This window comes from Ewingella allii, assembly GCF_044430645.1.
GTDB classification, from domain to species: domain Bacteria; phylum Pseudomonadota; class Gammaproteobacteria; order Enterobacterales; family Enterobacteriaceae; genus Ewingella; species Ewingella allii.
The window spans coordinates 561,823-574,546 of record NZ_JAWUDN010000001.1; the positions used below are offsets into that span (position 1 = coordinate 561,823).

Consider the following 12,724-nt stretch of genomic DNA (forward strand, 5'->3'; position numbering starts at 1 on the left):
TATTCTGGACCTCAAAAAACAGGAAACGCCATGCCGAAATTGAAAGGTTTATATCCGCCAAGAGAGGCGTATGCCAGCGGGATGCTGGACACCGGCGACGGTCACCAGATTTATTGGGAGCGCAGCGGTAATCCGCAGGGCAAACCGGCGGTGTTTATTCACGGCGGGCCGGGCGGCGGCTGTTCCTCTGTTCATCGCCAGTTGTTTAATCCCAACGATTACGACGTCATGCTGTTTGACCAGCGCGGCTGCGGGCGATCCAAACCTCACGCCAGTCTGGACAACAACACTACCTGGCATTTGGTCGAAGATATTGAGCGTCTGCGCAAAATGGCGGGTGTGGATAAGTGGCTGGTGTTTGGTGGTTCTTGGGGCGCGACGCTGGCGCTGGCCTACGCCGAGACCCATCCCGAGCACGTCAGTGAAATCGTCCTGCGCGGCATCTTCACCCTGAGAAAGCAGGAGCTGCATTGGTACTATCAGGAAGGCGCGTCGCGCTTCTTCCCTGACAAATGGCAGCGCATGTTATCGATTTTATCGCCAGAAGAGCGGGGGGACGTGATGGCGGCTTACCGTAAACGCCTCACCTCCGACGACCGGGCCGTGCAGCTCGAAGCAGCAAAAATCTGGAGCCTGTGGGAAGGGGAGACGGTCACGCTGCTGCCAACGGAAGACGCGGCATCCTTTGGCGAAGATGATTTTGCTCTGGCCTTCGCGCGCATTGAGAATCACTACTTCACCCATATGGGCTTTTTAGACAGTGACGATCAGCTGTTGAAGAACGTCGAGCGTATTCGGCATATTCCGGGGGTTATCATTCACGGGCGCTATGATATGGCCTGTCAGGTGCAGAATGCGTGGGATCTGGCGCAGGCCTGGCCGGAAGCTGACCTGCATATCATTGAAGGGGCAGGGCACTCGTTTGACGAGCCAGGCATTCTCGACCAGCTGATTCGCGCCAACGAGCGTTTCGCCCGCGCTTAAGGCTTCAACCCGCGCCTGCTGGCCGAGCTTAAGGCTACTTTTGCTTAGGTTCGTACGGCAGGCGTGAGTATTTGTGCGACTCTGCGCGATAGTGCGCCACGCGCTCACGGAAGTAATCCCGCAGGTGTGCTGGCTGCTCGCGCTCGGCCATTTCTGCCACCACCGGCATGTTGTAACGCTCTTTGAACGCCACGGCAGACGCGGCTAAATCAACGTTCACCTTATCCATCTCTTCTTTACTCAGATCAGCCAAATTCTTGTTCATTGATTTTCCCCTAAGCGAGCCTTGGCGCGCATTGTACTCGACCCAGCGCGTTGGGTGAATGTTCACAGCCCATTTTTAATCTGCTAATTAATTTCAGGTAATAAGAATCATTCTTAATTATTTTCGAAAATAAGGCGGGAAATAGCTTAAAAAGAAATAAATAAAGAATAAGAATGATTCTCTTTTAATATTTATATTCCCTGTGAATAATTCTCAATAAGATTTGAATGAAATTTATAATTCGTTATTTATCAATGGATTATGTATTTTCTTTATTTATATCATTATTATTGTAAATAAGGTGTTTTTATTTTGTTCTACGATCGGCATAATGCGTAAAAATAATGAATTCATCCTGCTATTCGCCAATTTATGTGGAGCTATTATGCTTAAAAAAGAAATGATCGATCAGTTGAATGAACAACTGAATCTTGAGTTCTATTCTGCCAATTTATATCTGCAAATGAGCGCATGGTGCAGCGATAAAGGTTTTGAAGGTGCCGCCGCTTTCCTGATGCAACATTCGCAGGAAGAGATGGAACACATGCACCGCCTGTTCAAATACGTCAGCGACACCGGCGCTCTGCCACTGCTGGGTGCGATTGCCGCGCCGCCGGTGGAGTTTGAGTCACTGTCCGACGTCTTCCAGCAGACTTACGAGCATGAGCAGCACATCACCACCAAAATCAATGAACTTGCTGACCTGGCTATGACGCTGAAAGATTACTCTTCCTTCAACTTCCTGCAGTGGTACGTGGCTGAGCAGCATGAAGAAGAGACGTTGTTCAAATCTGTTCTTGATAAACTGGGACTGGTTAGCAACACCGGCAATGGTCTGTTCTTCGTCGACAAAGATCTGAAAGGCATGGTCAACCAAGGTCCATCAGCCTAATTACTTCGTCGTCAAAAACGTCTGGTAATAAACCGCAGTAAGCTTCAGGGCAACCTGATAGCGCTGCGGTTTTTTTGTTTTTGCCTTGGGGCAAAAAGTGCCAAACTTCGGTTCTGCTTAACGATTCCCTAAACCATCCCTTAAATTTGACAGACTTGCAGGGCGACTTTGCGCTAAAGTTGCGGCGTTAAAATCCCTCAACCAGAAAGCTAAGGAAAAATTGTGTCGCAAAAATCCTCTTCTCTCTGCCGTATTTTGGCTACTTCCGCGGTGCTTGCTTTAGGTCTTATGTCACAACAGGCTCTGGCGCATGCTCACTTGAAAACTGAAACCCCGGCTGCCGATACCACCCTCAAATCTGCACCCACCGAGCTGACTCTGGGCTTCAGCGAAGGGATTGAACCTAATTTCAGCAAGGTCGCGCTGAGCGGACCTGACAACAAAGCTATCGAGACGGGCAAACTGGCTCTGGCGGCCAACGACAAGACTCAGGCCATCGTGCCTCTGAATGCACCTCTGAAGGCGGGCAAATACACCGTTTCATGGCACGTCGTTTCAGTGGATGGTCACAAAACTGAGGGGCAGTACAGTTTCACGGTGCAATAAGCCATGACTCTGGCCACTTTGTTTGTTCTGTGTCGGTTTTTCCATTTTGCCGCGGTGATGCAGATATTTGGCATCAGCGTGATGACGGGACTGCTGGCACCGAAAGGATTCGCAACAGGGTTGCTTAACCAGAATCAGCGGCTGATGACCCTCTCGGTCGGAGTCGCCGCGCTAACGGCGGTTGGCATGCTGGCGATTCAAGCTGGATTGATGGGCAACGGCCTTGAGGATTGTTTAAACCTCAATGTCTGGTTACTGGTGCTGACCACCACCTTTGGTGAGGTCTGGCGCTGGCACCTGTTACTCACTGCGATTGCGCTGATGGTGTGGCTGATGGACTGGCTGCCGGGGCGGGTGATGCTGATGTTCTTAACCAGCACCGGCCTGCTGTTCAGCCAGGCACTGATTGGTCACGCGGCCATGAACGAAGGCGCGCTGGGCCTGTTGCAACGCGGTAATCACACCTTGCACCTGCTAAGCGCCGCCTACTGGTTCGGTAGCTTACTTCCACTGTTAGGTTGCCTGCTTTACACCGAACGGGACGAGACGCGGCCTTACGCCATAGCGACGCTCATTCGCTTCTCAACCTGCGGGCACGTGGCGGTCGCGCTGGTGATCCTCACCGGAATACTCAACAGCGCCATTATTTTGCAACGCCTGCCTACAGACCTGTCGTCGCGCTATATCCAACTGCTGTTGGTTAAAATCACGCTGGTGGCGGTGATGACCGGCGTGGCGATATTTAATCGCTATCGGTTAGTGCCGCTGATCCCGACCCAGCCGCAGTTGGCCTATCAGCGACTGGCTTCCGCCACCAAGCTCGAGTTAGTGCTATCGCTGGTGGTGATGCTGCTGGTCAGCTGGTTTGCCACGCTGTCGCCATTCTAAATTAGATAGCAGGGAAGGGCGACTCGCTTCGGCGTGATCACGTTTTAAAGTTAGTTATAAAGGAAAAAGCCATGAGGAAAACACTCCTTGCCACTCTGCTGCTCGCTGTGTCAGCCAGCAGCTTCGCCGCGCCTGAGCTAGTGACGGTTTCACGTCTCCAGTACGGCAAAGATTGGGCATTCACCCGCGAAGAAGTCATGCTGCAATGCCGTGCAGGCAAGGCGCTGTATGTGATTAACGACAGCACGCTGGCGCAGTATCCCCTGAACGATGTCGCGCGGGAGCAGGTGAAGAGCCACAAAGTACAGGCCGTGCCGCTGGAGAAAATCCTGCTCGACGACCCGAAAAACCCAGGCCAGAAAATGAGCCTCGCTCCGTTCATCGCCAAAGCCGAAACCCTTTGCTAAGTCTTAAAGCCCTGCTCTATGCCAGCAATCTCACCTCTGTTTTGAGATTGTTATCACAAAGAGCAACTAATTTAGCGAAGTTATTATCACTTGGTTACAAGTTGATTGGAAAACGAGCAACTCTCAACTACGCTTTAAGTTGTACGGCTTAACCGCCTGCATTAATGCCAACTTTTAGCGCACGGCTCTCTCCCAAGAGCCATTTCCCTAGACCGAATATAGGAATCGTATTCGGTCTTTTTTTTAAAAAAAATCAATAAAATATATCAAATTCAATAGATTATATTATGTTCAGAGTGTTTCCACTCTATGGGGGAGTTTGCCTTTCCGGTAGTATGGGTAAACCGCAGCAGCCCTGAAACCAAAACTGCCATGCTGCTAAATATGATTGCGGCGCCACCAACTTGGCGAACCCTTATGTTTTGAATGTGTACCGGCAAAATATAATCGTCGTGGAGTTGAAGAGGAGACGTACTTGTTTGTGCAGGAGTGGAAAGAGCTGTACCAGTTCGCAAAGGGTAGCGTCTTTCACCTTATCGAACCGGATATTAATCAGGAACTGTATGGCCTACCTGAATTTCTCAGCGCTTTAAATTCGGCCTGGCTGAATGAGTCAGCCACGTTATTCCGCCGTAAGTATTATCAGAACGGCGCACACGCAGGTTATATCTTGTATATGACCGATCCCGCGCAAAGTTTCAAAGGTATTCGGCAGATGCGTGAAATCAAAGGGATCGGCAATTTCCGTAACCTATTTATGTACGCGCCGAACGTTAAGAAAGGCGGAATTCAGATTGTCCTGCTCAGTGAAGTCGCCACCAAGGATGATTTTTTCAATATCAAGAAAGCCACACGCGACGACCTGCTAAGCGCGCACCGCGTACCACCGCAGATGATGGGGATCATCCCAGATAATGCGGGGGATTTGGGGATGTGGAGAAGGCGGCTCAGGTATTCGTAAGGAACGAGCTGACGATGCTGCAAGAGAGGATGAAGGAGGTTAGTGGCTGGTTTGTAAAGGATGTTATAAACTTCCGCGAGTATAAATTATCTTTTAATTATAATAAACCCCCTCGAATTACCGAGGGGTTTTCTAAATTATTTAGTATGACGATTAGGTAATGATAATTTCCATCTGATGATGTCACCCAATAGTGGGTAAATATCATTATGCTTAGCGCCAAATCTCATTAAACCGTTTTGATATGCCCCTAAGTCACGGTTACCGCTATCATCGGAAGGCAAATAGTCACTAAGGCCCTCGAATTTATTACGTTCTTCATCATTAAGCTCATAATAACGCCACATAGGATTTTCATGAGAGAAGTCGATATCTGTAATAGCATTAAGAAGTTTTGCGCTTAACTCATCGCCATCATCTGGTTTTCTTGCGCTGAAATTGAAGTCATAAATAAGTTTGGCAAGCGCTTTAAGCATCACTGATTGTGCTACAACAGTATTGTTTTTTGCTCCAGCCTCACCAAAACCAGGTATTGCATTAACAGATACCCAAAAATCTTTAGCCTTTGAGGCCCTCTCTTGAACAATAATAGGTGTTGCGCCAGAAATATTGGTTTTATTTAAGAATAATATCGAGTTAATGGAAACAGCATCTTTCAAAGACAGTCCCCCTTCATCATCTTTCCAATCGCGAACATCTTTTTCAATAATCTTCACGCCCAATTCTTCAATTAAGATTTCTTTAATGAAGAGATTTATTGGATTTGAATTATCGAACTTAAGAGCAAGGTTTTTATCTATTTTTTTACTAAGATTATTCAAATCATGGAAAAGTTGACGTTCTTGTAGAGGCAATAAGCCGAGATGCATTTCCACTGAAACAGTCGAGAACGCCCGCGCACTTTCATGAGCAGCCTGCCAGGCTAATAATTCCTCATGACTAACATCTTGCGTCGGAGAATCGTAAAGTGATCCTTTTTTAGGGTAATTCCTTGATTTTAAGATATTATCAAGGAATTCGAATACCATGTTCATAGCTTCACGACGATGTTGACCATCAATGACCCAGAGAATGTTTTTCTGCGACATGTAGACTTTAAAGCCAACGGTCGACCCGTCATTACTAGCTGTAATTCTTTCTGCTCTTAATTCGCGCCCATTAACGCCTATGTCTCTCACATTTGTAACAAGGGGTTGTAGGGACATGTAAGGCTGTTTACCCATTTTCGCTAATAGTTCGGTAAGAGCTGGAATTTCAGACTTTTTAGTTTGTTCCCGATGGCTGATTGCCGAAGAAACCAAGCCTTTCAAAATGTATTTTGCTAACTTTTGAGCATGTACAGGATCGAGTTTGCGTTGTGCAACTGCTGCTCCTTCACATGCTTGCTCATTTGCAACTTCTGAGATTTTGTAAAACTCATGCATCGGAACTTGAAGCAAAAAGACTCTGTGTCCGAGGTTATGTCCGACAAAAACCTTAAATTGTTTTTCATCCACGCCGTCACCAATACTGAGTAAATCGTCAAGTGAACCAGTCATTGGGGTTGGCAAATTATCGTTGTTCATATGAATCTCCATAGTAAGTATGGAGAGATAATCTATCACTCCTGGGGTGTTAGCAAGTGATTTTTAACTAATCCAGGATGTTTTTTATGTTAATCCTGGTTTAATTTCTTTAATCTCTGATTTTTGTGTTGACATTGAATGAGTTCACTCATAGTTAGAAGACACAGGATGCTTTTGGTGTATTTCTGTAGTGCTAATGAAGAGGCAAATTTCCTGCCACCGCTATGACTCTAACCGGAGGTGTGATGTATGACTGTTGCAGTGTTGAGCAGCGGTAAAATCGACCTGTTGAGTGAACCTGAGGGATTGGCAACTTACGATATCTCCAATGTATGCGCTGAACGACAAGAAAGTCGGTATTCAGATTGTCCCGCTCAGTGAAGTCGCCACCAAGGATGATTTTTTCAATATCAAGAAAGTCACACGTGACGACCTGCTAACTGCGCACCGTGTACCACCGCAGATGATGGGGATCATCCCAGATAATGCGGGGGGGTTGGGGATGTAGAGAAGGCGGCTCAGGTGTTCGTTAGGAACGAGTTGACGCCGTTGCAGGAGATAATTAGGGAAGTTAACTTTCATCAGGGTGTGAAAGTAATAACTTTCTGTGGATATACGTTTCTTTGATAAATAAGGAACGTTAGGCAAAGGCGCTCCTTCCCTGAAATAAAAGAGATTATAAAATGAGTTTTATTAAAATATCATCTTGATTATTTCTGTGTATTTCGTCATGGCAAACGTTACATAAAGTAATTAAGTTATCCACTGTATTATTGCCCCCATGAACATGATGATTAATATGATGCAATTCTAAGAGTGCGCGTGGATCATTAGCCTTCTTAATGTCATGATTCCACCCACACATTCTGCAAGAGTGCTTGTCCCTTTCCAAGACCTTGACCCTCACTGGGTCAGGGATTTTCCTATCATGAACTTTTGCCTGGCGGTCTTCTTCTAAAAGATAAGCTCCTACAGGGAGTTCGGGCCTACCCGAATTTTTTGTTGCTATTGGCCAACCTTCTTCAGTTCTCAATTCACGGGTTCGCCTCGCCCACTCTTTGCTATCGTTAGCCAAATATCGTAACTCTTCTCCAGAAACAGCTCGGCCAACGTTAGTCCTTAAGTGCTGCAGAATTTTATCTTTTACCGATAGTTTGCTTTTTCGCAGCTCATTGGCTTCGTTCCATCGATGGGCAGATTCTTTATCTTGAACAGGATTGATAAGTGTATAAACATCGGTTTTAAGTGATTGAAGAGAATCTGCGCCAAGCTCTTCCAGCGTCACCTCATTTTGTTCAATCATTTCTTTAAGCAATTTCCCACTCAAAACAGCCCAGCCAAACTCGACTCGAAGCTCCCTTATCCTACGTGCATACTCACTAATTCCTGCAACCACCATCAGTTCATCACCATGAATTATTTGACGGGGGTATTTAGCCAGATAGGAGAGAATACGGTCTCTTGCTGAATTACTGTTATCACCAACCACAAGGGAACTGCCCAGATCTCGCAAAATGTGGTTAGCAGGAACCAATGCTTTAACTTGGTCCCGCAGTGACTCACCTAATAGCTTGTGCTCGAAATCGACTATGAGTTCAAGCAGTTCATTACGCAGCTTTTCCGGGATGCTTTGCTTTGATCGTCTCGCCATTACTTGCTCTTAATTCCATGAGTTGAATGATAAATGCTGCAATCTTCTCGGCAAAAATTGGCGGAACAGCATTGCCGATTTGCCTTGCTATCTCTGTTTTTGTGCCAATAAAGATAAAATCATCAGGGAAGCTCATAATTCGAGCTGCTTCACGATGTGTAATCGGGCGATGTTTATCTGGATGCAGGTAGCGACCTTTCTCAGGCTTGAAAAACTCCGTTCTAATCGTTACTGATGGCCTATCCCACCATAACCTTCCGAATAAATCGGTGCCACCAGAAGTTTTCTTTATCCAACAGGCTGGAGTTAATTCAGGCCGATTTTTCTGAAGATCAAATCTGTTGCCACCAGGGGGAACCGCTCTGTAGCGTTCTTGAGACAAAGGGGTGGGATTTCGACCGAAATGTAGGTCTAAAGGAGATGCGACATCTCTGACTTCAGTCCCTACTGGTTCGGGAAGATCTGCAATGACCTCTTTTACAGATCTCCAGATGGGCAAAGTCCCGCTCTTATCTGGCGAACGATGCGTTGGAGGCGGTGGAAAATCTGGCAGCTCATCTAACTGAAAAAGTGTCTCTTTGATACCAACAGCAATTATTCGTTTGCGGGTTTGTGCAACGCCATAGTCTGCAGTATTCAATAGTGAGGGATTGAGAAGCCTGAAGCCAAGTTGAACCGCTTTTGCGGTGATATCTTGAAATTCTTCGCTTTTAAGCAACCCTTGTACATTTTCCATAACGAAGATGGATGCACCTGAACGTTCAATAATATCCATGTAGGGTTCCCAAAGAGCTCTGCGATGGTCTCCTTCACGGTTTTTGTTCAGCAAGCTAAAGCCCTGGCATGGGGGGCCCCCGATAACAATATCTGCCTGAGGAATTTCGTTCGATTCAATCCATTCGTCGATGTTGACAGCTACGCCATGATTACCAAAATTAGCGTTATAGGTCTTGATAGCAGCTTGATCATTATCAATAGCCAAAATACTTTCAAAGTATTGAGCTGATTTTCCTTTCAAAAAACCCGCCGACAACCCTCCGGCACCGCAGAAAAGGTCTATCACTTTGAATTTTTGGTTCTTCTTCATATTGATCCTATACCTACTACTTAATTACTGTGATTCTAGTGGATTGTCCATAAGACTAATACTGTATGTATCCACATGCAAGAGGCCAAAACGTCAGCGCTGGCTGCGCGCAATGCGATCCCCGCCACGCCTGCCCGCTTTATAGGTCGCTTTTAATGCAGTTGCATGATCCAGTGTGATCCACGCCAGCGCTGGCGTGGCAGACTTGAACAGAGCTAGAGACAGATATTCATATATCGGTAAATCGCTCTCGGCAGACAATCCTTCTCTTTTTAAATGATCGGCTTCATGTCCCAGTGAACACTTCAATTTTAGCTGTTCCTACTGACTGGTGCCATTTTGTAGGTTCGCTAATAGCTGGAGAAATCCGACCGGCTGTAGTGGGTTGTGTTGATGCGACAAAGGCACCCGCTTGCCATGATGGGATGTATCCAAAATACGCCCTTTATAAGACATAGTGCTTCTCGTTGTGCCGAAGGTATTTTCAAAGGGGGGTCATTTATTCAATCCCTCATTACGTTTCTCAGCCCGTTTATGAAAATCTGCATAACTAATGTCAGCGGCCAGAAATCCACTGGCGATCACCGCCAAGACACCAGCCTGAATGTAGAAAATAGTCATGTCCGCCCCCGGTAAAGCCGATCTCTGAACTCCTGGAGTTCTTTACAAGTAACGCAAGTATCAACACCGGGCAAAGCGGCGCGACGAGTCTCAGGGATAGGGCGGTCGCAGTCGAGGCAGAATATTGCAGATACGCCCGTTACCGTCTGACAGGCAGCGTTAATCTGATGTTCAAGGATGTTGGCCTGACGCTCTGTGATTGAATCCAATAAATCAGGCATTAGTGAACCTCCGCCGCTTCGTTCTGAAGATGCTCAGCTTTTACACGCAGAGCTTCAACGGCCTCGATTACGGTCATCTCATGCTTGATGATGTAGGTGGCAAGAACCTGCAGTCGCGAAGAGAAAATATTAGCGCTGTTACGACGCTGATCTTACCTGGTTTCATTTAAGAGAACTAAGACACCACAGTGATCGCTATCTGGTTGCGAATGGTCAATTACTGCGTCAGTTGATTTGGTTTGGTTGATATTCATTGTGATATTCTTGTTTTTAGGCAAAGCAATGCCCGGCGAGTTGAACGCCAATTAATTAAATCTTGGTTAGTGTTTAATATTTAATGTGCAATCATCATCACTGATAAATTTTGGAAGCGAGTCCAGTAGGTCAATTAAAGAATTCAGTGCGGCAACCACTTGCTTACGTTCGGCGTAAGTTAGTTCCGAAAACTTCATTTCCACATGGCGGGATTTTAATCCAGCATGGAAGCAAAATAGTTTTACTCATATGTGGCGGACTTTCGTCAAATGCTTCCTGCGCTGCGTTCTTACGGAAAGGAAGCATTTCTTTTATACGGGAGAGATGTTTGATCCCAATTTCTCTTTGTTTTTCGTTTGCTAATAACATGAAGACCTCAACTAAATAGGCGCTTAAATAACAGCTTCTTTTGGCTGGAGTTGACGAGGTTACAAAAGCAGCCTGGCGTGGCGCATGGTTCTAGTGTCCACCGCCTGGTAATTCAATCCAGCCATGACCGAAATGACGGGCAGCGGATTGTTGCTTCAGCAGGGGAGCAATAGATATGGCCATGGTCACACCATCCCATTTATGGTGATGCTGGCGATAGCGCCTACCGCAGAAGCCAGAGCAGGTGAAGCCTGGACACGGCCCTGAACAATTAGACCGATCAGTGAGAGATGCCTGATACCAGCATTCACTCCATCAAGTAACGACATCCTACGCTGTGAACAAACATTTCCTCCCCGAACAGCATCGGCAGTAATAGAACCAACCGCCGCTGTTGCCTGGAGTGCGTAGGTTGAGAGATTCGACGTCGCGAGCTCGTTAACAGGTACAAAAGGCAGTTAATTTGTGCCAGCATACCGTCGAGTAGTGCAGCGTCTTCTGTCATGTCAGTGATCAACAGGACTTCTTCACAAGTCAGTTTGTGGGGCTGGGCTGGGTTGAACTTATTGCGCAGGATTTGGGGTTTAGTCCCCATCAGCGCGGCAAGTTCGGTGAGGTTATGACGACTCACAAATGCCTTACATGCATCGTCAAAGTGAGCGTGTTTGGAAACGCGATAATCAAACATTGTTAGTCCCTGCTAGTTTGAATAATCTGACTCAAGGCTTTATGTAGCGGCACTTGATGGCTTGCTAACGGTTTTTCTCACGCCATGCTTCGAGATTGATCAATGTATTACCGTGACGTTCCATTACGATAGTTTGCATTTGACCTGTTTTGATGCTTTTGCGTTTTTGAGTGACTGTGCTCGAAGGGGTAGGAGCAAGAAGAACAACGCCTTTAGCGATCCACTTTTCGAGAATCGATGCGCTGATACCGTTTATCGCTACGAAATCTTTTTTTGAGATCGTCGGGGAGGTTGCCAGTGTAGTCAGCTGCAAACTTATAGCGTTCACATCGGTTGCGGCAAGGGCTGATTCTAATGCAGGCAATAGCTGAGATATGAGTGAGTTTAGCTGTTCTCCTGAAACGGCTTTCTTCTCTATAGGTGCTTGAATTGCATTCTGATGAGACATAAAGCAAAATCTCCTTTCTGTCGTTTGAGTTCTACTGTGTAACATGTGGTGTGTTGTCACTTCAGAATACAAACATAGATTTGTAAAATGCTTTTGTATTTTTTAGGTGGGCAATGTCTGAATCTAAACCTAATGCGTCGGAAGTACTTTAACGCTTATCTTCCTCTTATGGGGTAACAACACAGAAAGAACTTGCTGTGTGTCTGGAGATCCCTCCTGGAAACGTCAGTGCTTGGATGCAGAGAGACAGTGTTCCTGGCAATGCCATCATCAAATGCGCATTAGATACTGGAGCCGATCTCAAGTGGCTAGTTAGTGGGGGGGTTGCAAATGCAAATATCAAAAATACTCATATTACGACAAGCACAAGAGCCGACCGTGGTAAGTCACTATTAAAGAAAATGTTATCGACGGGTGGAAAGGCAGTTTTAAAACGAATTTTGGACGCTTACGGTTTCTCGACTCAGAAAGAATTGAGTGAATATTTAGAGATTTCTACGGGAACGATTAGCACGTGGGTTCGTAGAGAATATTTTCCTGGCGATGTAGTGATTACCTGCGCATTAGACAGTGGTGCTTCACTTGAATGGCTCGCGACAGGTGAGATGAAAACTGAATCGCACTAAGAACCTGTAAACTCTGAAATACCGACGATCCCTAAAAAAATACTTATGGCAGGTAAACTTGATGATGATGGTTTTTGCTACATGGATCGGTCATTTGTCCCTGATGGCATTAAACTTGACAACTTGACAACTTGACAACTTGACAACTTGACAACTTGCACTATGTACGTAACGGTAAATCATCTTGGCT

14 protein-coding genes and 5 pseudogenes are annotated in these 12,724 nt (G+C 46.2%); 8 read left to right on the top strand and 11 right to left on the bottom strand.

Features of this window, described 5'->3' with window-relative positions; translation table 11 throughout:
* Positions 1-30: 30 nt before the first annotated feature.
* The gene (gene pip / locus SBO83_RS02745) at positions 31-984 is read left to right on the top strand and encodes a prolyl aminopeptidase (RefSeq protein ID WP_396130375.1); all 954 of its coding nucleotides are present in this window, start codon (positions 31-33) and stop codon (positions 982-984) included.
* A 34-nt stretch (positions 985-1,018) separates the two neighbouring features.
* Here pip and SBO83_RS02750 read toward each other — a convergent pair whose 3' ends face one another.
* Entirely contained in the window at positions 1,019-1,249 is a 231-nt protein-coding gene (locus SBO83_RS02750; protein ID WP_353502486.1) for a DNA polymerase III subunit theta, read from the bottom strand.
* Between the two features lie 385 nt (positions 1,250-1,634).
* Here SBO83_RS02750 and ftnA point away from each other — a divergent pair, with 385 nt between their 5' ends.
* The 5 genes and pseudogenes from ftnA to SBO83_RS02775 all read left to right on the top strand — a co-directional run.
* On the top strand, positions 1,635-2,141 hold the full coding sequence (gene ftnA, locus SBO83_RS02755; protein ID WP_034791262.1) for a non-heme ferritin: 507 nt from the start codon (positions 1,635-1,637) through the stop codon (positions 2,139-2,141).
* A gap of 219 nt (positions 2,142-2,360) precedes the next feature.
* Positions 2,361-2,747, top strand: coding sequence for a copper homeostasis periplasmic binding protein CopC (copC, locus tag SBO83_RS02760; protein ID WP_396130920.1), 387 nt, complete (start codon positions 2,361-2,363; stop codon positions 2,745-2,747).
* Between the two features lie 3 nt (positions 2,748-2,750).
* Positions 2,751-3,635: a copper homeostasis membrane protein CopD gene (gene copD, locus SBO83_RS02765; protein ID WP_396130376.1), complete on the top strand. Its 885-nt coding sequence runs from the start codon at positions 2,751-2,753 to the stop codon at positions 3,633-3,635.
* Positions 3,636-3,706: 71 nt separating this feature from the next.
* Complete coding sequence (locus SBO83_RS02770; RefSeq protein WP_100935376.1) at positions 3,707-4,042, top strand: YebY family protein; 336 nt, start codon at positions 3,707-3,709, stop codon at positions 4,040-4,042.
* A gap of 391 nt (positions 4,043-4,433) precedes the next feature.
* Positions 4,434-5,164, top strand: a pseudogene (locus SBO83_RS02775) (phage portal protein); the annotation flags it as partial.
* Here the strand turns inward: SBO83_RS02775 and SBO83_RS02780 are convergent.
* Complete coding sequence (locus SBO83_RS02780; RefSeq protein WP_396130377.1) at positions 5,141-6,568, bottom strand: DNA sulfur modification protein DndB; 1,428 nt, start codon at positions 6,566-6,568, stop codon at positions 5,141-5,143. The pseudogene SBO83_RS02775 and the gene SBO83_RS02780 overlap by 24 nt on opposite strands.
* A 302-nt stretch (positions 6,569-6,870) precedes the next feature.
* On the opposite strand from SBO83_RS02780, the pseudogene SBO83_RS02785 reads away from it, so the two are divergent.
* Positions 6,871-7,195, top strand: a pseudogene (locus SBO83_RS02785) (phage portal protein); the annotation flags it as partial.
* 49 nt (positions 7,196-7,244) lie between these two features.
* Here SBO83_RS02785 and SBO83_RS02790 read toward each other — a convergent pair.
* From SBO83_RS02790 to SBO83_RS02830, 9 genes and pseudogenes are all read right to left on the bottom strand, one after another.
* Positions 7,245-8,219: an HNH endonuclease gene (locus SBO83_RS02790; RefSeq protein ID WP_396130378.1), complete on the bottom strand. Its 975-nt coding sequence runs from the start codon at positions 8,217-8,219 to the stop codon at positions 7,245-7,247.
* Positions 8,176-9,306 carry a DNA (cytosine-5-)-methyltransferase gene (locus tag SBO83_RS02795; RefSeq protein WP_396130379.1) on the bottom strand — a complete coding sequence of 377 codons (1,131 nt, stop codon included), beginning with the start codon at positions 9,304-9,306 and terminating at the stop codon, positions 8,176-8,178. Before SBO83_RS02795 ends, SBO83_RS02790 begins: the two co-directional genes overlap by 44 nt.
* A 495-nt stretch (positions 9,307-9,801) precedes the next feature.
* The gene (locus tag SBO83_RS02800) at positions 9,802-9,927 is read right to left on the bottom strand and encodes a hypothetical protein (protein ID WP_396130380.1); all 126 of its coding nucleotides are present in this window, start codon (positions 9,925-9,927) and stop codon (positions 9,802-9,804) included.
* Entirely contained in the window at positions 9,924-10,148 is a 225-nt protein-coding gene (locus tag SBO83_RS02805; protein ID WP_396130381.1) for a TraR/DksA C4-type zinc finger protein, read from the bottom strand. Before SBO83_RS02805 ends, SBO83_RS02800 begins: the two co-directional genes overlap by 4 nt.
* Positions 10,148-10,288 (bottom strand): annotated as a pseudogene (locus SBO83_RS02810) (DUF2732 family protein); the annotation flags it as partial. The gene SBO83_RS02805 and the pseudogene SBO83_RS02810, both read right to left, overlap by 1 nt.
* A gap of 180 nt (positions 10,289-10,468) precedes the next feature.
* Positions 10,469-10,772 (bottom strand): annotated as a pseudogene (locus SBO83_RS02815) (hypothetical protein).
* A 90-nt stretch (positions 10,773-10,862) separates the two neighbouring features.
* Entirely contained in the window at positions 10,863-10,955 is a 93-nt protein-coding gene (locus SBO83_RS02820) for a phage filamentation protein Fil family protein (RefSeq protein ID WP_396130382.1), read from the bottom strand.
* A 2-nt stretch (positions 10,956-10,957) separates the two neighbouring features.
* Positions 10,958-11,460, bottom strand: a pseudogene (locus SBO83_RS02825) (phage regulatory CII family protein).
* Positions 11,461-11,524: 64 nt separating this feature from the next.
* On the bottom strand, positions 11,525-11,908 hold the full coding sequence (locus tag SBO83_RS02830) for a hypothetical protein (RefSeq protein WP_396130383.1): 384 nt from the start codon (positions 11,906-11,908) through the stop codon (positions 11,525-11,527).
* A gap of 197 nt (positions 11,909-12,105) precedes the next feature.
* On the opposite strand from SBO83_RS02830, the gene SBO83_RS02835 reads away from it, so the two are divergent.
* Positions 12,106-12,534, top strand: a complete 429-nt coding sequence (locus SBO83_RS02835; RefSeq protein ID WP_396130384.1) for a helix-turn-helix domain-containing protein — start codon at positions 12,106-12,108, stop codon at positions 12,532-12,534.
* The last annotated feature ends 190 nt before the right edge of the window (positions 12,535-12,724 follow it).